The 21,479-nt window shown below is 63.5% G+C and carries 17 protein-coding genes; 8 read left to right on the forward strand and 9 right to left on the reverse strand.

Going from position 1 to position 21,479, the window contains the following annotated elements; all coding sequences use genetic code 11:
* The first annotated feature begins 107 nt into the window (after window positions 1-107).
* A complete protein-coding gene (locus tag V6093_RS22985; protein WP_256873224.1) occupies window positions 108-236 on the forward strand; it encodes a hypothetical protein in 129 nt (42 codons plus the stop codon).
* A gap of 206 nt (window positions 237-442) precedes the next feature.
* On the opposite strand, the gene V6093_RS22990 is transcribed toward V6093_RS22985, so the two are convergent.
* The 3 genes from V6093_RS22990 to V6093_RS23000 all read right to left on the reverse strand — a co-directional run bounded on the left by V6093_RS22990 (window position 443) and on the right by V6093_RS23000 (window position 6,560).
* Window positions 443-2,854, reverse strand: a complete 2,412-nt coding sequence (locus tag V6093_RS22990) for a glucose/quinate/shikimate family membrane-bound PQQ-dependent dehydrogenase (protein ID WP_019752450.1) — start codon at window positions 2,852-2,854, stop codon at window positions 443-445.
* Window positions 2,855-2,884: 30 nt separating this feature from the next.
* Entirely contained in the window at window positions 2,885-4,219 is a 1,335-nt protein-coding gene (locus tag V6093_RS22995) for a carbohydrate porin (RefSeq protein ID WP_003252108.1), read from the reverse strand.
* Window positions 4,220-4,514: 295 nt separating this feature from the next.
* The gene (locus V6093_RS23000) at window positions 4,515-6,560 is read right to left on the reverse strand and encodes a TonB-dependent receptor (protein WP_265979907.1); all 2,046 of its coding nucleotides are present in this window, start codon (window positions 6,558-6,560) and stop codon (window positions 4,515-4,517) included.
* Window positions 6,561-6,724: 164 nt separating this feature from the next.
* On the opposite strand from V6093_RS23000, the gene V6093_RS23005 reads away from it, so the two are divergent.
* On the forward strand, window positions 6,725-6,946 hold the full coding sequence (locus V6093_RS23005) for a VF530 family DNA-binding protein (RefSeq protein ID WP_003252112.1): 222 nt from the start codon (window positions 6,725-6,727) through the stop codon (window positions 6,944-6,946).
* 1 nt (window position 6,947) lies between these two features.
* Window positions 6,948-7,583 (forward strand): Pr6Pr family membrane protein, encoded by a 636-nt coding sequence (locus V6093_RS23010; protein WP_004575440.1) that lies wholly within the window; start codon window positions 6,948-6,950, stop codon window positions 7,581-7,583.
* A 163-nt stretch (window positions 7,584-7,746) separates the two neighbouring features.
* Here V6093_RS23010 and V6093_RS23015 read toward each other — a convergent pair whose 3' ends face one another.
* The 4 genes from V6093_RS23015 to V6093_RS23030 all read right to left on the reverse strand — a co-directional run bounded on the left by V6093_RS23015 (window position 7,747) and on the right by V6093_RS23030 (window position 15,272).
* A complete protein-coding gene (locus V6093_RS23015; protein WP_265979909.1) occupies window positions 7,747-12,273 on the reverse strand; it encodes a hemagglutinin repeat-containing protein in 4,527 nt (1,508 codons plus the stop codon).
* Between the two features lie 27 nt (window positions 12,274-12,300).
* Window positions 12,301-13,983: a ShlB/FhaC/HecB family hemolysin secretion/activation protein gene (locus tag V6093_RS23020; protein ID WP_265979911.1), complete on the reverse strand. Its 1,683-nt coding sequence runs from the start codon at window positions 13,981-13,983 to the stop codon at window positions 12,301-12,303.
* Between the two features lie 160 nt (window positions 13,984-14,143).
* Window positions 14,144-14,698: a murein L,D-transpeptidase family protein gene (locus tag V6093_RS23025; protein WP_003252119.1), complete on the reverse strand. Its 555-nt coding sequence runs from the start codon at window positions 14,696-14,698 to the stop codon at window positions 14,144-14,146.
* Between the two features lie 22 nt (window positions 14,699-14,720).
* Window positions 14,721-15,272, reverse strand: a complete 552-nt coding sequence (locus tag V6093_RS23030) for an NUDIX hydrolase (RefSeq protein ID WP_012053593.1) — start codon at window positions 15,270-15,272, stop codon at window positions 14,721-14,723.
* Between the two features lie 123 nt (window positions 15,273-15,395).
* Here V6093_RS23030 and V6093_RS23035 point away from each other — a divergent pair, with 123 nt between their 5' ends.
* From V6093_RS23035 to purT, 5 genes are all read left to right on the forward strand, one after another.
* Window positions 15,396-15,995 carry a CoA pyrophosphatase gene (locus V6093_RS23035; protein ID WP_003252125.1) on the forward strand — a complete coding sequence of 200 codons (600 nt, stop codon included), beginning with the start codon at window positions 15,396-15,398 and terminating at the stop codon, window positions 15,993-15,995.
* Window positions 15,996-16,039: 44 nt separating this feature from the next.
* Window positions 16,040-16,564: a gamma carbonic anhydrase family protein gene (locus V6093_RS23040; RefSeq protein ID WP_047604465.1), complete on the forward strand. Its 525-nt coding sequence runs from the start codon at window positions 16,040-16,042 to the stop codon at window positions 16,562-16,564.
* A complete protein-coding gene (locus V6093_RS23045) occupies window positions 16,554-16,757 on the forward strand; it encodes a DUF1289 domain-containing protein (protein WP_012053591.1) in 204 nt (67 codons plus the stop codon). Before V6093_RS23040 ends, V6093_RS23045 begins: the two co-directional genes overlap by 11 nt.
* A gap of 77 nt (window positions 16,758-16,834) precedes the next feature.
* Window positions 16,835-17,302: a VUT family protein gene (locus V6093_RS23050; protein ID WP_014592198.1), complete on the forward strand. Its 468-nt coding sequence runs from the start codon at window positions 16,835-16,837 to the stop codon at window positions 17,300-17,302.
* Between the two features lie 76 nt (window positions 17,303-17,378).
* Window positions 17,379-18,560: a formate-dependent phosphoribosylglycinamide formyltransferase gene (gene purT / locus V6093_RS23055; RefSeq protein ID WP_012053590.1), complete on the forward strand. Its 1,182-nt coding sequence runs from the start codon at window positions 17,379-17,381 to the stop codon at window positions 18,558-18,560.
* Between the two features lie 139 nt (window positions 18,561-18,699).
* Here the strand turns inward: purT and V6093_RS23060 are convergent, their stop codons facing one another.
* Window positions 18,700-19,998: an MFS transporter gene (locus tag V6093_RS23060; protein WP_047604466.1), complete on the reverse strand. Its 1,299-nt coding sequence runs from the start codon at window positions 19,996-19,998 to the stop codon at window positions 18,700-18,702.
* Between the two features lie 268 nt (window positions 19,999-20,266).
* Entirely contained in the window at window positions 20,267-21,472 is a 1,206-nt protein-coding gene (locus V6093_RS23065) for a transporter associated domain-containing protein (RefSeq protein ID WP_003252136.1), read from the reverse strand.
* Window positions 21,473-21,479: the final 7 nt, after the last annotated feature.

Below are 21,479 nucleotides of genomic sequence, written 5' to 3' on the forward strand. Positions count from 1 at the left end.
GGGCTGCGCAGCAGCCCCAGCATCCATCCAGCATTCTAGAGCGTTGGGGCCGCTGCGCGAGCCAATCGCGACACAAGGCTCCACAAGGACTGCGCCAGGCTTTAGATGTGTACGGCGACTTTCAGGGCTTCCAGCGCCGGCTCGACCTTGATGCCCAGCGCTGCACCCGGCTCCATTACCCAGGGTTGATGGGCGGGTTTGCGGTGATGATGTTTCTCGACACTGCGCTGGGCTGAAGCTGAACACCGGCCTGTGGGAGCGGCCTTGCGTCGCGAAAGGGCCGCGAAGCGGCCCCGGCATTATTTGCATCGACGCTGAAACCCCGGGGCTGCTGTGCAGCCCTTTCGCGACGCAAGGCCGCTCCCACACGGATCGCGCCAGCTTTCAGAAATTGAGCAAGACAGTTGCTCCCACAGGGTTGAGCCTGCGGGAGCGGTGTCGCTTACTCAGCTAATTTGTAAGCGATGATGTAATCGCCCATCTTGGTGCCCAGCGAGCCATGGCCGCCGGCAGTCACCAGCACGTACTGCTTGCCGTCCTTGCCGGTGTAGCTCATCGGCGTAGCCTGGCCACCCGCTGGCAGGCGTGCCTTCCACAATTCCTTGCCGTTGTTCACGTCATAGGCGCGCAGGTACTGGTCGAGCGTGCCGCTGAGGAAACCGACGCCACCGGCGGTGACGATCGAGCCACCCATGCTTGGCACGCCAACCGGCAGGCCGATCGGCACCGGAGTGCTGTCCCGGGTGGTGCCGTTCTTGTGTTTCCACACCACCTTGTTGGTGAACAGGTCGATGGCGGCGACGTAGCCCCAGGCGGGTGCCTGGCACGGTACGCCGAGCGGCGACATGAACGGGTGCATGGTCACTGCATACGGTGCACCGGTGTTCGGCTGCACGCCGCTGGTCTCGCTTTCGCGCTTGCTGCCTTCGGCAACCTGCTCACGCGGGACCATCTTCGACACGAACGCCATGTAGTTGGGCGAAGTGAACAGCAACTGGCGCACCGGGTCGACCGACACGCTGCCCCAGTTGAATACACCTACGTTGCCGGGGTAGACCAACGAACCTTGTTCGGATGGCGGGGTGTACTGGCCTTCGTAGCGCAGTTCGCGGAACTGGATGCGGCACAGCATCTGGTCGAAAGGCGTGGCGCCCCACATGGCCTGTTCGGTCAGCTCTGGGCCGAGCAGGTTGAGGTCGGAACGGGCCTGGGTTGGCGAGGTGTGGTCGCCTTCCACTGCGCCTTGTGGGGTGGGGATCTCGCGGATCGGCACGATTGGCGTACCGTCGCGGCGGTCGAGCACGTACAGGCTGCCTTGCTTGGTCGGTACGATAATTGCCGGTTTCACGCCATCGTCGGTTTTCAGGTGTACCAGGGTCGGCTGGCTGCCGACGTCCATGTCCCACAGGTCGTGATGGGTGAACTGATAGTTCCAGCGTGCCTTGCCGGTGGCCAGGTCAAGGGCGACCACGCCGGCACTGTACTTCTCGGCGCCTGGGGTGCGGTCGGCGCCCCACTGGTCCGGGGTCTGGTTGCCCAGCGGCAGGTAGATCATGCCAAGGTCTTCGTCAACGCTGGCGATTGACCACATGTTGGCCGAGTTGCGGCTATACATTTTGCCGGCAGCCAATGGCTTGGTGTCGTCCGGGTTGTTGCTGTCCCAGTTCCACACCAGGTGGCCGTCGTGCACGTCGTAGGCGCGGATCACCCCGGACGGCTCATTGGTCGACTCGTTGTCGGTGACGTGGCCACCGATGATCACCAGGTCACGGGTAATCGCAGCAGGCGAGGTGGAGTAATAGCCGCCGGCGGTGAACGGGCCGATGCCGGTGGTGAGGTCGATCACGCCCTGGTTGGCGAAGCCTTCGCAGACCTTGCCGTTGTCGGCGTTGATGGCGATCAGGCGGGCATCTGCAGTCGGCAGGTAGAGACGACGCGGGCAGGCTTGGGCCACCGCCTGGCCTGCGTCGGTAATTTTCGGCGCCGGGCTGCCGTCGCGGCTGACGTAGCGATTTTCGTCATAGTACGAGACGCCACGGCACGTCATGTGGGCAAAGCCTTTGAAGGTGCCGGTCGGGCTCTTGACCTGCGGGTCGTAGCGCCAGATTTCCGCGCCAGTGTCCGGGTCCAGCGCCAGCAGGCGGCTGTGCGCGGTGCAGGCGTACAGCATGCCGTTGACCTTCAGCGGGGTGTTCTGGTTGGTCAGCTCCACCGGGTCGTTTTCGGTCGGCAGATCACCGGTGCGAATGCGCCAGGCCTCTTCCAGGCGGTAGGCGTTCTGCGGGGTGATCTGGTGCAGCGGCGAGTAGCGGTCGCCATGCTCGGTACGGCCGTAAGCCTGCCATTCGCCGTCGGGCATGGCCGGTGCGGCACTGGCCATTTCGCTGCTGTCGCGGCCCAGTTCGCCGAACACTTCACCGGGATGGGTGAACTGGCTGCCCAGCGCGCAAGCGCCCGAAGCGACCACTGCCAGGCCGAGCAGTGCAGTATTGGCTTTGCTGGCCGGGCCGATCAGCGGGCGACGTGCCCACGGAAGCAGCAGCACCACGCCGATGGCGAACCAGATGGCCAGACGGGGCACCAGTTGCCACCAGTCCAGGCCCACTTCGAGCAGGGCCCAAACGGTGCTGCCCAGCAGCACCAGGCCATACAGGCCCAGGGCGATCTGGCGTTGGGCCAGCAGCAGGATGCCCGAAAGGGCAAAGCCGATACCGGCGATCAGGTAGTACAGCGATCCGCCCAGCTGGCTCAGCTTGATACCGCCGGCCAGCAGGGCCAGGCCCATCAGCAACAGCAGCGCGCCAATCAGGCGCGGTAGCCAGCGGCTTCCTTGGTTCGCACCTTCAGTGCTCATCGTAGGTTCTCCGTCAGGTCAAAAAAGGGGTTAGAAACTGCTCTGGATCTTCAGGCCGCCGATCAGGGCGCCATCCACCTGCGACACCCCGCCCGGGTGGCGGATGTACTGCAGGTTGGGGCGTACCGTGAGCCAGTCGGCCAAATGGATGCCGTAGTACAGCTCGGCGCTGTACTCGGTGTCCTGCACGGGCAGGAAGCCTGGGTTGTCGTAGTCGTAGAGGCCGGCGGCCTGGTTGGCCAGGCGGGCGTTCTTGCGATAGGCAGGGTTGACGTGCACGCGGGCCAGGGCGAAACCGATGTCGTCCTTGGCGCGGGCATCGAAGGGCCCTTTGAATACCAGTCCTGCCTGCACATAGTTGTCGATGGCATTGGTCTTCTTGTCATGCACCGTGGCGTTGGTGAACACGCTCAAGCCGCGTGACTGGTCGGACGCCAGCGAGGTGACCTGCTGCTGGGCGCCAATCCACAAGCCGTGCTTGCTCGAGCTGCTGCGGTAGGCGGCGCCGCTGATGGCGGCCGGCTGACCGTTGCTGTCCTTGAGAACATCTTGTGCCTTGGCATTACTGTAGTAGTAGCCGGCACGATATTCCCCTTTCAAGCCTTGGATACGTGGGGTCCATACCAGTTCGAACGGCATTACCGCACCTTGGGTGCCGCTGCCGCTGAGCTTGAAACCATTGCCAGATTCAAGGTTGGAAGGGTTCTGCTCGAAGACGCCGACCTGTGCGTACAGCTCAGGGGTAAGGTTGTAGCGCACGCGCAGGGCCCACTGGCTGACTGGCCAGTTGTACCAGATGCCACCTACCCAGTTGCCCACCTGCGAGCCGCAGAAGGCCAGGTTCTGGAAGTCGCAAGGGAAGCTGTTGAAGTCCTCGCCTTCACCGAAGCGGCCGAATTTCACATCCAGCGCACCGTCGAAGTACTTCTGCTTGATCCACATCTGCGTCAATCGCCAGGTTTCGCCGCGGCCCCAGACTTCCTGGGCGGAGGTGAAGCCGCCGACACGCGGGTCGTTGATGCGGTCGTTGCTGATGTTGTCGCCGTGACGCTCGGTGACGGTCAGCTGGAGTTCGGTGTCGTGCCAGCCGAGGATCTTGTCCAGGTCCAGGTGGCTGCCAAAGGTGAACTGGTCGCTATAGCGCGCTGTGCGGTCGTGGTCGTAGCCGCCGTGCAGGTTGCTGCCCATCTCGCCGGTGTAGCCAAGGGTAAAGTCGTAGCCCTTTTCCAGCAGTTCGCTGCGGGTTCCACCCCAGTCGCCGAGCATCCACGGGGAGTCGCTGGCGAACATTTCGCTGGCGCTGGCGGGGGTTGCCAAGGCACTGAGGGCGAGGCCGATGTAACAGGTTTTAGGCAGTTGGAACATGAGATAGCGCTATCTTTTGATTATTGAAAAAACGGCAAGCGCATCGAAGGGCGAGCCCCTCAATGGATATGGCGACAAGGTTGTTCGATGAAGCGTTTCAGCTTGCGGCGGGGAGGATATAGGGGAAGTTGTAAGAAAAAAAGACAAATTGTCGCAGAGGATTGTTGTTGAACGGGCAACAGTCGTCATTAATCGAGGCCGGTGTAGGAGCGGGTTCACCCGCGAATGCGCCGGTTGACCTACCATCGTCTTCGCGGGTGAACCCGTTCCTACACCGATCTTCGTCGCTTGTGGTTCAGAAGGTGGTACGCAACCCGACTTCCACACTGCGCCCCGGCGCCGGTGCGATATCGCGCAGGATCGAACTGGCGTAGCGCACGGTCTGGTCGGTGAGGTTTTCGCCGCGTACAAACGCCAGCCACTGGCTCTGGCCAATGTCGAAGCGGTAGCCAACGCTGGCCCCCAAGGTGGTGTAGCCATCGGTGCCGGTTTCGTTGGCGGGTTTGCGGTGCTGCGACGCAGCGTGCTGCACGTCTACTCGCGCCTGCCAGCGGTCCAGTTCCCAGACCAGGCCGCTGTTCAGGCGCAGCGGGGCGATGCGGGGCAGTGGCTCGCCGCTGTCCAGGTTCTTGGCCCGGGTGTAGTCACCGGACAACTCCAGCGCAAAGCTGCCGTAACGGTTCTCGACCAGTTGCCAGCGGTCCTGGGCCTCGATGCCGTAGAAGCGCGCCCGCACGCCTTGGTACTGGTATTCCGGGAAGCCGTCGTCATGATCGTGGTCGTGGTCATCCTCGTCATGGTCGTGATCATGCCCGCCCTCACGCAGGTTGCCGGTGCCGATCAGGCCGATGTAGTTGCGAAAGTGGCTGTAGAACACCCCAACACTGCCCTTGTGGGTGCCGTTGTCGAAGCGCAGCGCCAGGTCGGCGGAAATCGCCTTTTCCTTGTTCAGGCTGGCGTCACCGACTTCAAACGCGCCGGTGGCTACGTGCGCGCCATTGGCGTACAGCTCGTAAAAGGTAGGGGCGCGCTCGGTGTAGCCGAGGTTGGCGGCCAGCGACCAGACCGGGTCGAGTTGGTACACGGCCCCCGATGACAGGCTGAAGGCGTTGAAGCTGCTGGCGCTGTCGGCGTCGACGAAGTTCTCGTTGCCTTTGGCGTCCGGGTCTACGCGGGTGTGTTCCATGCGCGCGCCCAGGCTCAGGTTCAGGCGTTCGGTGGCTTGCCACTGCTCCAGCATGAACAGCGCCAGGCTGTCGGTATCGGTGTGCGGGACGAAGGCTTCCTCGCCCAGGGCGGAGAATTCGTTGCGGCTGACCTGGGCACCGATCACCCCTTCAATCGGCCCGAGCGGCTGGTGACGGGCTTCGATGCGGGCTTCGTAGCCCTTGTTCTTGAAGGTGGTATGGACCTCGCCTTCCTCGATTTCGCTGTGTTCGTAGTCGGTGTAGCCGGCATCTACCTTGACCGAGCTGAAAGGGCCGTCGAGGTCGCGCAGTTCGGAGGCGAAGGCGTAGTGATCCTGTTTCATGTCCAGGCGCACGCCGGACTCGGCCACCGAGCCGTAGTTGCTGTCGTAGCGGCTGTACGACAGGCCGGCGTAGCCGTGGTCCCAGTGGTAGGCACCACCGATTGCGCCGCCGTCCTGGCGACCGTCGCTGTTTTCCAGGCGGTGTTTGCTGCCGGGCTCGTCGGCATCGCGCACCTTGGCGCTGCGTGCGTAGCCCGGGATGCGCAGGTCGTTGAACTGGCGGCTGTTGGCGTCCAGGTGCAGGGCGAAGGCGCCGTCGCCGGCCTCCAGCTTGCCGGCGCTGCTGCGGGTGGTGTCCGCGCCGCCGTAACGCAGTTCACCGGCACCGTGGATGCCCTCGATCGGCGAGTCCGGGATGCGGTTGTCGAAGGTGTTGACCACGCCGCCGATGGCGTTACCGCCATACAGCAAGGCGGCCGGGCCGCGGACGATTTCGACGCGGTCGACCGTCACCGGGTCCAGGGGCACGGCGTGGTCATAGGACAGCGACGAGGCATCCAGGGCGCCGACGCCGTTGCGCAGAATGCGGATGCGGTCGCCGTCCAGGCCGCGAATGACCGGTCGGCTGGCGCCAGGGCCGAACCAGGTAGAGGCGACACCGGGCTGCTTGTTCAGGGTTTCACCGAGGCTGCCGTGCTGCTGTTGCAGCAGGTTGTCGCCTTCGAGCACGGTGCTGGGAGCCGCCAGTTGGCGGTTGCCCAGCGGGTTGGCGGTGATGACCTGTGGCTCAAGTTCTACGGCCTGGCTGGGGGATGCAGCCAGCCAGAGTGCGACGGCAAGGGGGGAGAGGCGAAGCGGTGTGTACAGCATGGGGATGGGGCGTTCCTTGGCAGAGGCTTTTATAGTGTTACAACATAACATAACTATTCCATCACAGAGGTTTTGCCTCTGACCAGCGATTTTTCTGTCGACTTGACGGATCCCTCCCACCACTACACTCGTGTAAGGTGCGCATCTTTCCTACGGAGCACAGCATGAGCACGGCCCAACACAACGCGCTGCACGGCAAGACCCTTGAACAGATCCTCACCGAGCTGGTGGCGCACTACCAATGGCAGGGCCTGGCCGAGCGCATAGACGTGCGCTGTTTCAAGAGCAACCCGACCATCAAGTCGAGCCTGACTTTTCTGCGCAAAACGCCATGGGCGCGGGAAAAGGTCGAGCAGCTGTACGTGAAGCTGCAGCGTCAGGCCTGACATGTCGCGTCGCCCTTGGCTGACCGGCATGGCTGTGCTTGGCTGGTTCGGCCTGGCCGTGCAGGTGAACCTGGTACTGCTGGCGCGTTGGCAGGAACAGGCCAGCCTGATTGGCGGCCTGATCAATGTGTTTGGCTATTTCACCGTGCTGACCAATACCCTGGTGGCGACGGTGCTCAGCTATGCCGCATTCGGCCGGGAAGGCCGTGGCAAACGCTTTTTCCTGTCGCCCTCGGTAAGCTCGGCAGTGGCCGCCAGTATCGTGCTGGTGGCGCTGGCCTACAGCGTGCTGCTGCGTCATTTGTGGCAACCACAGGGTTGGCAATGGCTGGCGGACGAGTTGCTGCACGACGTGATGCCGGTGCTGTATGCCCTGTACTGGTGGTGCGAGGTGCCCAAGGGCAGGTTGCGGCTATGGCATTTGCTGGTGTGGGCGGTGTACCCGGCGGTCTACTTTGGTTATGCGTTGTGGCGGGGGAGCGAGATTGGCGTGTATGCCTATCCGTTCATCGATGTGGCCAGTCTGGGGTATGGGCAGGTGATGCTCAACGCCCTTGGGGTGCTGGCGGGTTTCTGGGGGATAGGGCTGGTGTTGCTTGGGCTGGATCGGTGGCGGGGGCTGCACAGGTTGGCTTGACCTGTACCGGCCTCTTCGCGGGCAAGCCCGCTCCCACAGAGCAATCACACGCCCAGGGGGCTGTGGTATTCGCTGTGGAAGCGGGGGACACGCGGTGCCTGGGTATCAGCAGCAGGGCACAAGATTTCTGATGCCCCCAAATTGCCAGGGCCGCGATTGCGTCTTAGTGCTTCTTCCCTTGCATGCTCGAAGCCCATTGCTCGCTGCGACTATGCCCACTGGTTCTCAACACACCCAGGTCCAGCGCATTTTCCCCATCCGCCGCCATTTTGCTTTTGGCTATCTCGGCGATTGCCGTGCCCAGATCCACCGGTGAGTTGGACGCATCGAGCGACAGGTCTCGGCGATAGTCATTGCCGCTTAGCGTTTCCTGGGTGACCGAGTTGGCGTCGAGCCTCACGTCGCCTTTGGCCGACTGCAAGCGTGCCCCTACCAGATGAGCGTTGCCACCGACCTGCAGGTCGATGCCGTCGCTGCTTTTAAGCGTGGTCTGACGCGTCACGTTGTCGCGCTGTGCATGCGACACGTCGAGGCTGACGGTCGGCGAGAACCCTGGGTCTGCCTTGCTCAGGGCAGAACCGGCCGTTTTCTCGACCTTGCCTCCCAGCGGCCCTGCCACCGATTTGGCCGCGTTGACATAGCCCTGCGGGTTTTTCTCCTGGCTCAGCCTGACATCGCCCTTCACGCTCAGGGTGTTGACGTTGTCCTTGAGGCTGGCGATGCGCAGGTCACCGTCGATTGTGCCGCCAATATGCTTTGCATCCAGGGTGGCACTCTCGATACGGGTATCGCCGCGGCTTTGCAGGTCGATGCGCTCGGCGCGCAGGTCACTGGTATTCCAGGTGAGGTTGTCGCGCTTGTCGAGCTCTACCTTGAGCCGGCCATGCAGGCCGCGGGTGTCCAACGCGCCCTTGGCCATGTTGAAACCGGCGCCGGCCGAGATGTCGAGGTTGTCGCGTCGCTCCTGGCTGGAAGAGGCTTCAACCAGCATGCCGCCATTCGAGGCGTCGAGGGTGATCTGTTCGGCCGAGGCCTGCAGGCCTTGCAGGTGCAGGGCGATGTCCTCGCGGGCGCTGCTGGTCAGGGTCAGTGTGCCGTTGCTGGCAAACTGGGCATCGACCGCCTGACGTGCATGTTCGTCCTGCTTGCCGTGGCTGAAGTGGCCGCCTATGGCTCCCCCCTGGGTCTGGCCAGCCTTGGCCGCCAGCTCCATGCCGCCACCCAGGTTGGCGCCTGTGGCCTGCTGGGTGTTGCTGGCCGCCTTGACCTGCAACTGGCCGCCGCTTTGCACCCGTATGTCGCCGGCCTTGGCCTCGCGGTTGCCAATGCGGGTGCCTTCGAGCAACAGGTCGCCGGCGCTGGTCAGTTGAACTTCGCCCTTGGCGTCGATTTGTGCCACTTGTGCCTTGCTCTGCGTGCTCAGCTTCTGGCCATGGTCCAGATAGCCCCGGCCATCGACGCCGGTGCTGCCCGGGCGGTTGCCGACTTTGGCCCAGGCATTGCCATCGAGCTGGCGTGACTGCTGTTCGGCCTGGTCGGTCGCCTGGGGTAGGGCCAACGACCCTGCACTGTGCATGACCACGCTGCCTTCACCGCCATCGATGCGGGCCCCTTCGTAGCGGCCATCGCTGCCCAGCTGTACCTGGATACCCTGTTGCCCGTAAAGGCTGCCGGGCACGGCGGTGCTGGCGATATCCTTTTTATCCAGCGACCCTCCTTTGCCGGCGGCGCGTACATTCAAGTCCTCGCCGGTGCTGGTGTCCAGGCGCGCGTCGCCACCATAGGCCAGGCGTTGAACGGTGGTTTCCTGGGTATTTTCGGCGGCGCTCACCTGGTGCTGCTGCGCCTCGATTTTCAGCGAGCCGGCATTGGCCCGCCAGGCTGTGCCCTGGTCGGCCAGTGTGTCAGCCTTGACCTCGACCTTTGCTGCGGACAACTCGCTGACCTGAGCAATGCCACGGCGCTGGTTTTCCAGGCGCTTGAGGTGTTCAACCGTCATGTCGGCACCCACGCTGGGCGGTGCCATGGCGTCTTCGGGCGAGGCTTGCTGGAAGCGCGCGGCTTCCTCACCCAGCACCAGGCGTTCGATAGGGCGGGTCAGGTCGCGGTATTCGATACTGGCGCCCAGGCTACCCGACCAGTCGTCACGGCTTTGTTCATGTTCATGGGTATCCTGCACTGCACGGTTGTCGATGCGTTCGGCGGTCACCTGCAGGGTGTTGCCGGCCTCGACGTGCACGGCCTCGGTGAGCAGTGCATCACTGCGCAATTTCAGATCGCCGCTGGCCTGCAACTCGCTGCGCTGCACCTTGCTTTCGCGTTCGGCTTGCACCTCGCGGTTGTGATGGCCTTCGAACAAACTGCCCAGGCGGTCGATGCCACCGGTTACCGTCAGCCCGCCACCACTTTCGGTGGTGCTGGTGACTACGTCACGGTCGTTGCGGGTCGCCCCCAGTGTCACTTCCCGCGCCTGCACATCGAGGTCGCCGGCAGTGGCCTGGACCTTGCTGCCGTTGACCTGCAGGTGGGCGCTGCTGCTCATGCCCACCGAGGCACCCTTGAGCTCACTGGCAACCTGGCTGGTCGCGCGCTGCTTGCTGGTGGTGGTCACGACCTCATACGCCACGCCAGCCGCGTATTGGCGAGACTCGGGCTTGCCATCCTCGGCTTCCTGGGTCTGTCTGGCGCTGGCCGTGAAACCGCGTTGTTGGTCGCGGGTTTCGCGTTCATCGACCGATTGCGCACTGCCAATCAGCAGGTCGCCTTTGGCTTCGACTTGAAGATGCTTGCCCGCTTCGACCTTGGCGCCCTGGATGCGCATCTCTTCGGCGCTGGCCAGGCGCAGGTTGCTGGTCGAGCTGACGTCGCTGACCAGTACCTGCTGTTTGCGGTCCGTGCTTTCGTGCGTGCTGCCGATCAGGCCGAACAGCTTACTGTCACTGGTGCGCTGGGTGGAGGTCGTGCTGCCATGGTCCGCCGCGATGGCCAGCGAACCGTTCTCGCTGTAGAGCACCGCGTCCTTTTTACCGAACACGGTACTGCCTTTGATGGCGACCTGGTCGGCTCTGACTGTGAGCTCGCCATCGCTGGTTATGGTGCTGCCCGCGACGACCTGGCCCTCGGTGTCGTTACCTTTTCGATCGCCAAAGAATGTACCGGATACCAGGTCGCCTCGGTAATCGCGTTGGGTACCGTGTTCCTGCAAGGTGGTGGTACCGATGTCGGCCTGTTTTGCCTGGATAGCCAGATCGCCGCGGCTGTGCAGGCTGCTGCCCTGCACGTTGAGGTTGTCGCTTGCCTTTATCGACATGTGCCCGGCGCTCAGGGTACTGCCCTTTGCGGTTTCCTTGAGCTGGTCGCTATCGCTGTCACCGCGCCATAAATCCTTGCGATGACGCACCTGCTGTTCGGTGCGTTTGCTGTCGATGCCGGCGAGGATGTCCAGGCCGGCACCGCTGTCGACCGTCAGCTCGCTACCGGCGTCCACCTTCGCTGCGGTCATGCGCATGTCGTCGCCGGACTGCAACAGCACGCTGTCAGTGCCCAGCAATTGACTGCCCTGTTGCTGCTGGTGGGTGGTGGTGGTTTTGCTGTTGTAGGTTTCGCGGGTGACGAACCAGAACTTCTTGTTCCAGCTGTCACTGTCGTGCTTGATGTGCTCGATTGTCTTGGCGTCCAGTGTGAGTTTCTTGCCCGCCCTTGCTTCGATTCGCGGGGCCTGGCCGTCGACCGTTTCAAGCATCAGGTCATCGGCAGCGGTGAGTTTCAGCACGCCGCGCTCGCTGCGCAGCTCGGTCGGGCGGTCGGCACTGCCACTGACATGCAGGCCCCCGGCCGAGCTGATGTCGACCCCCTCGGCGCCCAGAATCTGCGAGGCCCCCACACGCACACCCGCGCCTTCGGCGGTACTTACCACACGGATACGCCCGGCGCGCATGGCGCCGAACAGGCTGGCATCAATGCTCGACGAGGGGCTGGGCAGGTGTTCGACCACCTCGCCGCTGCGGCTGTCGATACGGTTGCGACCGACGGTGATGTCGAGCGTTTCGCTGGCCATGAGCAGGCCTTTGCTGTCCACGCGTGGTGCGATCAGTTCGAGTGCGCCACCGGCATTGCCCTGGCCATGCTCCAGTACCTGCAGGGTGCCACTGGCCGTGAGCGTATCGAGATACCTGAGCTGTTGCTCCTCGAATTGCGGGGTGCCCACCACGAAGCCTGCGCGGGTGGTGTTGATGAAACTGCCGCCATTGAGGGTGATGCCATTGGGGTTGGCCAGTATGTAGTCGGCCGGGCGCCCGAAGATTTCCTGCGGCCCCTCGATCAGCGAGGCGTTGCGGCTGACCACTTCGTTAAGAATGGTCGAGGCGGCCTGGCCCTGGAACTGCGGGTTGGCCGCCAGGGCACCGGCCAGTTGCGACTGCCCGGCTGCGGTGGCGTTGTTCAGCACCAGGCCAGGGGTGGCCACGTTGTAGTCGATGAACTGGTTGTGTGACAGCCCCTTGGCGTTGGGCGGCACGATGTCGATCACCGGCACCCCGTGGCCATTGTGGATGACCGGGGTCCCCCCGGGGCCGCTGGCTGCTTCCAGTCCTGTCTGAGCCAGTGCGGCGCTGGGCCCGAGCACGGCGAGGAAGATTGCCCAGCGCAAGGTATCCGGGCGAACAGGCGGTAACTGCGAGAGTGTTTGCATTTTCTCGTTCTCTTTGTTGTGGGTGAATCAGATGTTCAGGGTCCAGTCCAGCACCCAGAAGCCGGGCTCCAGCAGCGGGCGGGGCAGGTCACTGGTGTACAAGGCGCGTTGGTAGTCCAGGCGCAGGCGGCTGCCGGGCAGGCTCAGTTCCAACCCTGCGGCGGCCCCGGCCAGGCGCTGTGACGGTTTGCCTTCGGCGGTGCGAACCCAGCCCTGGTCCAGGCCGATGTAGGGGCGTATCTCGAAGGGGTGGGCCCAGGTCAGTGGCAGCGCTTGGCTGAACGTATTGCGCCAGACGGCGCTGCTGGCACCGGAGTAAGTGTGCAGACGAAAGCCGCGGACAGCCGAATCGTCGCTGACCAGCAGTTGTTCGACGGCAGGCAACAGGTCGCGGCTGTACTGCAGGGCCAGCTCGCTCTGCCAGCGCCAAGGGCTGGGTGCCGGGCCCTGACGCAGGTGCAGCAGGTTGGCGCGGTATTTGCGAAAGTCCGGGCGCAGGCGTTGAGCACCCAGGGGCGCGGGGTCGGCACCCAATGCGTCAATGCCTTGGGCAACGCCGAAGTAGCCGTTCCACAAGCCATTTTCGAGCCACAGCAGGTTGAGGCCGGCCTCTACCGTGGCCAGCGTCGGGCTCTGCTGGACGATAACTGCGCCAGCGCTGCGGTTGATCAGCTGCTTGCGGTCCAGCCGGGCGCTGGCGCTGAGCATGCCTTGCTGGTTGCGCCACAACACCCGCTCGACACTCAGGCCCAGATAGCTGCTGCTGCCGTCGGCAGCCTTGTCGCTGTAGGGGAGTGGGGCTTGATAGCTTAGCTGGCTGGCGCTGAGGGCAAAGGTCCAGGCGCCGTAGGGGATGCTGTAGTACAAAGATATCCCTTGGCTTTGGCCGGGCGTATCGAGCACCGTGCGGGTCCACGACAGGCGCAGCTCATCATTGAGGCCAAGCGGGCTGTCCAGGCCAATGCCGAGGTTGACGCGGTGGCGGCCGGTCAGCTCGCTGCCCCGGTTGTCGAAGCGGCTGTCCAGGTGCCAGCGTGAAGCAACCTTGCCCGGCTGCACGACCACGCGGGTGCCGCCTTGCAGTTCGCCGGGCAGCAAGGTGGCGCCCAGTTCATAGGCGCGTAGGCGGTTGAGCTGGTCCAGGCCTTGCTCAAGGTCGGGCAGGTACAGTGGCTGCCCGAGCAGGCCTGGGAAGGCACTGGAGAGGGACAGGGGCAGGTCGGGCCCTGCCAGTTCGATGGTTTCGACAAAGCCTTCGACAATGACGATGTCCAACGGCATGCCTTGTTCTGGGGGCTGTCGCAGGTAGGGTCGGCTGGTTGGGTAGCCGGCTTGTACATAACGTTGGGTGATGGCTTTGAGCAGCCGATTGATGTCGGCGATGCCCATGCAGGCAGGCGTGAGCGCACGGAGGGTGGGCGCCAGTGCCGAGCTCGAAAGCCGGTGCATACCCGCCACGCGCACGCCATCGACTGCCCAGCAGCGATCATCGTGCGGTCGCTGGGAAGTGCTGTTGGTCGGTTCAGTCGGGGCGGAGATGCGCCGCCAGCGCTCCAGCCGCTGCTGTTGCTCCAGTTGCCGCAGCCCATGCTGTTGATCGCGCAACTGCTGGCTGGCAGGGTCGTCGGCCAGCACCTGGGGAATGGACAGCACGCCTGACAGGCAACTGGCCGACAGCCAATGGGCGATGCGGTGAATCAGGCACGGCATTGAAGCACCCCGCAAATGATGTACGGTTTTCGTACTCGTCTGCGTGGATGCTAAAAATTAAGTCACTCGCCTGGATGCAGTACCCTGCCTAAGCAACTGTCAGGCAAGTTCTCGCAAAGTGGTGAGAAGGTTCCTACAACCTGTACTGAAAGGCCCTATATCAAGGCCTGATCTCGATCAGCGTTCCATCCCGTACCAAGTCCCACACTTCCTGCATGTCGCGGTTGCGCATGGCAATGCAACCATCCGTCCAGTCCAGGGTATGGAAGTACCATTCCGGGTATTCATCGTTGATCGGCGTGCCGTGAATCATGATCATGCTGCCGGCACTCACCCCTGCCCGGGTCGCGCGGGCGGCATCGCTGATGTTCGGGTAGTTGATGTGCATGGCCAGGTTGAAGCGGTCGCTCTGCTTGCGCCAGTCCAGCCAGTACAAGCCCTCAGGGGTTTTCTTGTCGCCTTCGCGTTCCTTGGCGCCCTTGGGCTGCTTGCCCAGCGAGATGCGGTAGGTTTTCAGCGGCTCGCCACGGCTGATCAACTGCAGGCGGCGCTCGGACTTGATCACCAGTACCTTGTCGATCAACGGTTGCATGGCTTGCTGCGAAGGCGATGGGGTTTGCGCTGCCGGTGCGGGCTTGCGGATGATGGTTTCGGTGAAGGCCGCCTGGGACACCGAGGTAACGCAAAGGCAGAAGAGGGCAAGCAACCAGCGCATGTAACAGTATCCCTGAAGGCGTTTAGGTGTGTGGCGAAACGTTCATCGGCGGCAGGTATTCATGGCCTATGGGGTAGTGCTGGCCGATGCGGTCGCGATAGTAGCATTCTAGTGTGCGAGTGACGGTGCGGAAAGCCAGCGCGTTCCACGGTATCTCATGTTCTTCGAACAGGCGCACCTCCAGGCTTTCGACACCCACGGCAAAGTCCAGGTCCGCCAACTCGGCGCGGAAGAACACATGCACCTGGTTGATGTGCGGCAGATCGAACAGCTGGTACAGGGACGTTGGCCCGACCCGGGCGCAGGCTTCCTCTACGGTTTCGCGACGCGCGGCCTGGTCGAGGGTTTCGCCGTTTTCCATGAAACCGGCGGGCAGGGTCCAGAAACCCCGGCGCGGTTCGATGGCGCGGCGACACAGCAACACCTGGCTGCCCCAGGTCGGTAGCACGCCGGCCACGATGTTGGGGTTCTGGTAGTGGATGGTCTGGCAAGAGCCGCAGACATACCGCAGGCGGCTGTCGCCCTCGGGGATCTGCTGAGTGACCGGCTGGCCGCACGCGCTGCAGAATTTCATGTGTGGTTCCTTATGTTCAAGGCTATCTTGGCGCGGCCACCGTGCCGCCGCAAGCGCTGGGGCTTGGGTGCTTCGCGGCTTTGGTGCATGATGCAACACAGGACCTGGATACGAGCGTGCGCAATGCTGGACGAGCTACTTCGCCGAATGAGCAACCACCAACCCGCGTCATTGGAAACCGACAGGCGGTTCCCCGAAGCGGCGGTCCTCTTGCCCATTACCCGCAGCGAAGCGCCCGAACTGGTTTTGACCCTGCGCGCCAAGGGCCTGTCTACCCACGGTGGTGAAGTCGCCTTTCCCGGTGGCCGCCGCGACCCGGAAGACCCGGACCTGGTCTTTACTGCCCTGCGCGAGGCTGAAGAAGAAATCGGCCTGCCCCCTGGCCTGGTGGAGGTGATTGGCCCGCTCAGCCCGCTGATTTCGCTACATGGCCTGAAAGTGACGCCATTCGTCGGGCTTATCCCGGACTTCGTCGAGTATCGCGCCAATGATGCCGAGATCGCGGCAGTATTCACCGTGCCGCTGGAATTCTTCCGCCAGGACCCGCGTGACCATACCCACCGTATCGATTACCAGGGGCGTAGCTGGTATGTGCCAAGTTACCGCTATGGTGAATACAAGATCTGGGGGTTGTCGGCGATCATGATCGTCGAGCTGGTCAACCTGCTGTTCGATGCCGGTATCAGCCTGCATCAACCCCCGGAGCGTTACATCGAAAATTGAGCGGGGCCTACCCCGCCGTCTGCGTCGCAGCCTGAGGAACAAGCATGAAATATCGCCTGGGCGACCTGCGGGTCGAGAGCCACCCCACCAGTTGGGCCGCCCCCAACGCCACGCTCATTGGCAACGTGCGCCTGCAAGCCAATTCCAGTGTGTGGTTTGGCGCGGTGTTGCGCGGTGATAACGAGCTGATCGACATTGGCGAAGGCAGCAACGTGCAGGATGGCACGGTGATGCACACTGACATGGGCTCGCCATTGACGTTGGGCAAGGGCGTGACCGTGGGCCACAATGCCATGCTGCATGGCTGTACAGTGGGCGACTTCAGCCTGGTCGGTATCAACGCAGTGATCCTCAATGGCGCACGCATCGGCAAGCACTGCATCATCGGCGCCAACGCACTGATTGCCGAGGGCAAGGAAATCCCGGACGGTTCGCTGGTGATGGGCTCGCCGGGCAAGGTGGTACGCGAGCTGACCGAGCAGCAGAAACGCATGCTGGAAGCGAGTGCTGCACATTACGTGCATAATGCCCAGCGTTATGCGCAAGCGTTGGTGGTTGATGATGAGTGATGTAGCAGAGCGGCCGGTGGCATCGCCGTGCGTGAGCATTTGCGCGCTGGACGAGCAGGATATCTGCACCGGCTGCCAGCGTACCGTGGCCGAGATTGGCCGCTGGGGGCGGATGGACAACGACGAGCGCCGGGCGGTGCTCAAGCGTTGCCATGAACGGGCAGTAGAAGCCGGCCTCATCTTGCAGGCCTGACGCGAACCCTGTAGGGGCGGGTTTACCCGCGAACGGCCCAGCGGTAATCTGTACGGCTTGCCCACAGACAGCCCGCCATGTTCTATCTGATTGCCTATATCAGCAGCGTAGTGCTGATCAACTACGCCTTCTCCAGTGCCCCGCATCTGGACATCATCTGGTCCGCCTGGGGCGGCCTGGTGTTCATCCTGCGCGACATGGTGCAGACCCGTTTCGGTCATGGCGCCCTGTTCGCCATGCTGGTGGCACTGGTGTTGTCCTATGTCACCTCGGAGCCGGCCATCGCCCTGGCCAGCGCCACTGCGTTCTTCATTTCCGAGCTGATCGACTGGCTGGTGTTCAGCATCACCCGTCGGCCGCTGCGCGACCGCCTGTGGCTCAGTTCGGCGCTGAGCATCCCGGTGGATACCTTCATTTTCTTCGGCATGATCGGCGCTTTGACCCCGGCAGTCATCGGCACCGCGATGGCCTCGAAGTTCGCCGGTGTAACGGCGGTGTGGCTGGCCATGGCATTTCGCGCCCGGCGGGCCGCCGTGGCCGGTTGATGGTGTAGAATAGTGGTCCTTTTTCAGCGGGTGGCGCCTAGCCTGGCGCGGCCCCGGATGCCTTCGAGGACCTGAAATGACCCGTATCGGAACCCCATTGTCGCCCACCGCGACCCGTGTACTGCTCTGCGGCTGTGGCGAGCTGGGCAAGGAAGTGGTAATCGAGCTGCAGCGCCTGGGCGTCGAAGTAATCGCCGTCGACCGTTACGCCAATGCTCCGGCAATGCAGGTGGCGCACCGCAGCCATGTGGTCAACATGCTCGATGGCGTTGCCCTGCGCGCGGTGATCGAAGCCGAGAAGCCGCACTACATCGTTCCGGAAATCGAAGCCATCGCCACCGCCACCCTGGTCGAGCTGGAAAACGAAGGCTTCACCGTGGTGCCCACCGCCCGCGCCACCCAGTTGACCATGAACCGCGAAGGCATCCGCCGCCTGGCTGCCGAAGAGCTGGACCTGCCAACCTCGCCGTACCACTTCGCCGACACCTATGAAGACTACGCCAAGGCCGTAGCCGACCTGGGTTACCCGTGCGTGGTCAAACCGGTGATGAGCTCGTCGGGCAAGGGCCAGAGCTTGCTGCGCAGCGATGCTGACCTGCAGGCGTCGTGGGACTATGCCCAGGAAGGCGGCCGCGCTGGCAAGGGCCGGGTGATTGTCGAAGGTTTCATCGACTTCGAATATGAAATCACCCTGCTGACCGTGCGCCACGTGGGCGGTACCACCTTCCTTGAACCTGTCGGGCACCGTCAGGAGAAGGGCGATTACCAAGAGTCCTGGCAGCCACAGGCCATGAGCCCGAAGGCGCTGGCCGAATCGCAGCGCGTGGCCAAGGCGGTCACCGATGCCCTCGGCGGTCGCGGCCTGTTTGGTGTGGAGCTGTTCGTGAAGGGCGACCAGGTGTGGTTCAGCGAAGTGTCGCCGCGCCCGCATGACACCGGTCTGGTTACCCTGATTTCCCAGGACCTGTCGCAATTCGCCCTGCATGCCCGCGCCATTCTCGGCCTGCCGATTCCGGTGGTGCGTCAGTTCGGCCCGTCGGCCTCGGCAGTGATCTTGCCCGAAGGCCAGTCCCAACAGACCAGCTTCGCCAACCTGGGCGCAGCGCTGAGCGAGCCGGATACCGCCATTCGCCTGTTCGGCAAGCCGGAAATCAACGGTACCCGCCGCATGGGCGTGTGCCTGGCGCGTGACGAATCGGTCGAACTGGCGCGGGCCAAGGCGACCCGTGCTTCGCAGGCGGTCAAGGTCGAGTTCTGATCCGAGAGTGCTGGGGCTGCTTTGCAGCCCTGTCGCGACACAAGGCCGCTCCCACAGGGATCGCGCAGCTTCCAGGCTTACGCGATCCCTGTGGGAGCGGCCTTGTGTCGCGATAGGGCCGCAAAGCGGCCCCACTGGCTTACAGCGTGGTATTGCGCGTCTCTTTCAGGCACAGCACGGCAATCAGGCTGATCACCGCCGCTACCGACACATAACCCCCCACCCAGCTCAACCCCCCCATGCTCACCAGCTTCTGGGCAAAGAACGGTGCCGCCGAAGCGCCAACGATGCCGCCCAGGTTATACGCCGCCGAGGCACCGGTATAACGCACGTGGGTCGGGAACAGCTCTGGCAGCAGTGCCCCCATCGGCGCAAAGGTCACGCCCATCAGGAACAGCTCGATGGCCAGGAACAGCGCCACCCCCGCAGTCGATCCCGAGGTCAGCAGCGGTTCCATGGTAAAGCCTGAAGCTATCGCCAGCAGGCCGCCGACGATCAGTACCGGCTTGCGCCCGTAACGGTCACTGAGCCAGGCCGACAACGGTGTGGCCAGTGCCATGAACACCACCGCGAAGCACAGCAGGCCAAGGAACGTTTCGCGGCTGTAGCCCAGTGTGGTCACGCCGTAGCTCAGCGAGAACACCGTGGAAATGTAGAACAGTGCATAGCACACCACCATGGCCGCAGCGCCCAGCAGGGTTGGCAGCCAGTATTTCGAGAACAGGTCGACCACCGGCATTTTCACCCGCTCGTGGCGGGCAACGGCCTTGGCGAACACCGGGCTCTCTTCGAGCTTCAGGCGCACGTACAGGCCTACCAGTACCAGTGCGGCGCTGAGCAGGAACGGAATGCGCCAGCCCCACTCACGGAACTGCTCGTCGCTGAGCACCAGGGCCAGGGTCAGGAACAGGCCGTTGGCTGCCAGGAAGCCGATTGACGGGCCCAGCTGCGGGAACATGCCGAACCAGGCCCGTTTGCCTTCCGGCGCGTTTTCGGTAGCCAGCAGGGCCGCGCCACCCCATTCGCCGCCCAGGCCCAGGCCTTGGCCAAAACGCAGCAGGCAGAGAATGATCGGCGCCCACACGCCAATGCTGTCATAGCCCGGCAGCACGCCAATGGCGGTGGTGGATACGCCCATCAGCAGCAGCGAGGCGACCAGCGTCGACTTGCGGCCAATGCGGTCGCCGAAGTGGCCGAACAACGCCGAGCCCAGTGGCCGGGCGAGGAAGGCGATACCGAAGGTGAGGAAGGCGGCCAGCATTTGCGCGGTGCCCGACCCGGACGGGAAGAACACCGGGCCGATCACCAAGGCTGCGGCGGTGGCGTAGACGTAGAAATCATAGAACTCGATGGCGGTGCCGATGAAGCTGGCAGTGGCGACCCGCGCAGGCGAGTTGACGGGTGTGGCAGGCGCTTGGGCGTAAGTGCTGCTTGTCATTGAATAGGTCCCTGACAGTCTGGTCCGGCTCCATGGGCTTGGCCCGCAGTGGCGTGCCCTGTAGAAGGCACGGTGACGCGGACGCCGGAGCGTTTTGTTGTGTGCGCCCGACTGACGATGGCCCAAGGGGGGTAGGGGCGGGGGCGGGTACTGTTCGGGGTGTTGACGCAGGACCGCAGGGCGTATCAGTGGAGCGGACTGGCCGTGGAGCGCCGGGTGCGGGTAGCAGGCGTGACGGCGGGGCTGGGTAAGCGTGACCCGAGTATAGCTATCGGGTCACGGTCCACACCAGTACCTTGCTGGCGCAATTGTCCTCTGTTTCAAGGATTTCCAGGCGATAGCGGCCTATCTTCAGGCAAACAGCGCTTTCCGGGATGCTTTCCAGCGCTTCGGTGACCAGCCCGTTGAGGGTTTTCGGCCCGCCGTCGCAGGGCAGGTGCCAGCTCAGGGTACGGTTGATTTCGCGTAACGAAGCGGTGCCATCGATGACGAAGGTGCCATCGGGTTGCGGATGCACATGCGGGTTTTCCAGGCTTTGCTCGTCCTCGAACTCGCCGACGATCTCTTCGAGAATGTCTTCCAGGGTGACGATACCCAGTACTTCGCCGTACTCGTCCACCACCACGCCCAAGCGGCGTTGCTGCTTGTGGAAGTTCAACAACTGCATTTGCAGGGGCGTGCTTTCCGGTACGAAATAGGGTTCGTAGCAGGCGCTGTGCAGCGCTTCCAGGGTCAGCTCGGCCTTGGGCAGCAGGTGGCTGATCAGCTTGGTGTTGAGGATCGCTTCGACCTGGTTGATGTCGTTGTGGTAGACCGGCAGGCGGGTGTGGCGGCTGACGATCAACTGCTCGATGATGCGTTCGATCGGCTCGTCGAGGTTGATGCCATCCACTTCGTTGCGCGGCACCAGGATGTCGTTGACGGTGATCTTGTCCAACGACTGCAGGCCGTCGAGCAGGCCATGGCGAGGTGCTTCGTGCTGTTCATCCTCATCAAAGTCGTCGGCATCCTGCGTATGCAGGGCCACAGCGGTGGGCTGTGCACGGAACGGGCGCAGCATGAGCTTGGCGGCGCCGTCCAGCAGACAGGCCAGTGGCTGCAGCAGTGCGAGAGGCACTTTCAGCAGGCTGGCGCCAAGGCTCACGAACGCCTGCGGGTTACGTCGGGCCAGGCGCCGCGGCAGGTATTCGGCAAACACCAGCAAGGCGAGGGTCGCGGCCAGGCCCGCCAGCCAGAAGCCGTGCTCGCCGCTCTGGCGCTGGCCCATCAGGCAGGCCAGCCCCAGCACCAGTAGCTTGCCCAGGCTGGCGCACAGCACCAAGGCCTGGGCCGGCAGCACGGGATGGCCATCTTCGCCGGCGCGCAGTGCGCCATTGAGCTGCAGGCGGGCAGCCTCCACGGCGGTGAACAGTGCTGACCACAAAAGGGCCAGTGCCAGAGTGCCGAATAGCGGTGCGTACGGCAGGGTGTCCATGGGCGGC

Source organism: Pseudomonas putida group bacterium ESBL64, from assembly GCF_045277175.1.
GTDB lineage: Bacteria > Pseudomonadota > Gammaproteobacteria > Pseudomonadales > Pseudomonadaceae > Aquipseudomonas > Aquipseudomonas alloputida.

Bases quoted from the DNA above. Each gene is read 5' to 3' on its own strand.
- V6093_RS22990 (WP_019752450.1), bottom strand. From the start codon at position 2,854: ATGAGCACTGAAGGTGCGAACCAAGGAAGCCGCTGGCTACCGCGCCTG.
- V6093_RS22995 (WP_003252108.1), bottom strand. From the start codon at position 4,219: ATGTTCCAACTGCCTAAAACCTGTTACATCGGCCTCGCCCTCAGTGCC.
- V6093_RS23000 (WP_265979907.1), bottom strand. From the start codon at position 6,560: ATGCTGTACACACCGCTTCGCCTCTCCCCCCTTGCCGTCGCACTCTGG.
- V6093_RS23005 (WP_003252112.1), top strand. From the start codon at position 6,725: ATGAGCACGGCCCAACACAACGCGCTGCACGGCAAGACCCTTGAACAG.
- V6093_RS23010 (WP_004575440.1), top strand. From the start codon at position 6,948: ATGTCGCGTCGCCCTTGGCTGACCGGCATGGCTGTGCTTGGCTGGTTC.
- V6093_RS23015 (WP_265979909.1), bottom strand. From the start codon at position 12,273: ATGCAAACACTCTCGCAGTTACCGCCTGTTCGCCCGGATACCTTGCGC.
- V6093_RS23020 (WP_265979911.1), bottom strand. From the start codon at position 13,983: ATGCCGTGCCTGATTCACCGCATCGCCCATTGGCTGTCGGCCAGTTGC.
- V6093_RS23025 (WP_003252119.1), bottom strand. From the start codon at position 14,698: ATGCGCTGGTTGCTTGCCCTCTTCTGCCTTTGCGTTACCTCGGTGTCC.
- V6093_RS23030 (WP_012053593.1), bottom strand. From the start codon at position 15,272: ATGAAATTCTGCAGCGCGTGCGGCCAGCCGGTCACTCAGCAGATCCCC.
- V6093_RS23035 (WP_003252125.1), top strand. From the start codon at position 15,396: ATGCTGGACGAGCTACTTCGCCGAATGAGCAACCACCAACCCGCGTCA.
- V6093_RS23040 (WP_047604465.1), top strand. From the start codon at position 16,040: ATGAAATATCGCCTGGGCGACCTGCGGGTCGAGAGCCACCCCACCAGT.
- V6093_RS23045 (WP_012053591.1), top strand. From the start codon at position 16,554: ATGATGAGTGATGTAGCAGAGCGGCCGGTGGCATCGCCGTGCGTGAGC.
- V6093_RS23050 (WP_014592198.1), top strand. From the start codon at position 16,835: ATGTTCTATCTGATTGCCTATATCAGCAGCGTAGTGCTGATCAACTAC.
- purT (WP_012053590.1), top strand. From the start codon at position 17,379: ATGACCCGTATCGGAACCCCATTGTCGCCCACCGCGACCCGTGTACTG.
- V6093_RS23060 (WP_047604466.1), bottom strand. From the start codon at position 19,998: ATGACAAGCAGCACTTACGCCCAAGCGCCTGCCACACCCGTCAACTCG.
- V6093_RS23065 (WP_003252136.1), bottom strand. From the start codon at position 21,472: ATGGACACCCTGCCGTACGCACCGCTATTCGGCACTCTGGCACTGGCC.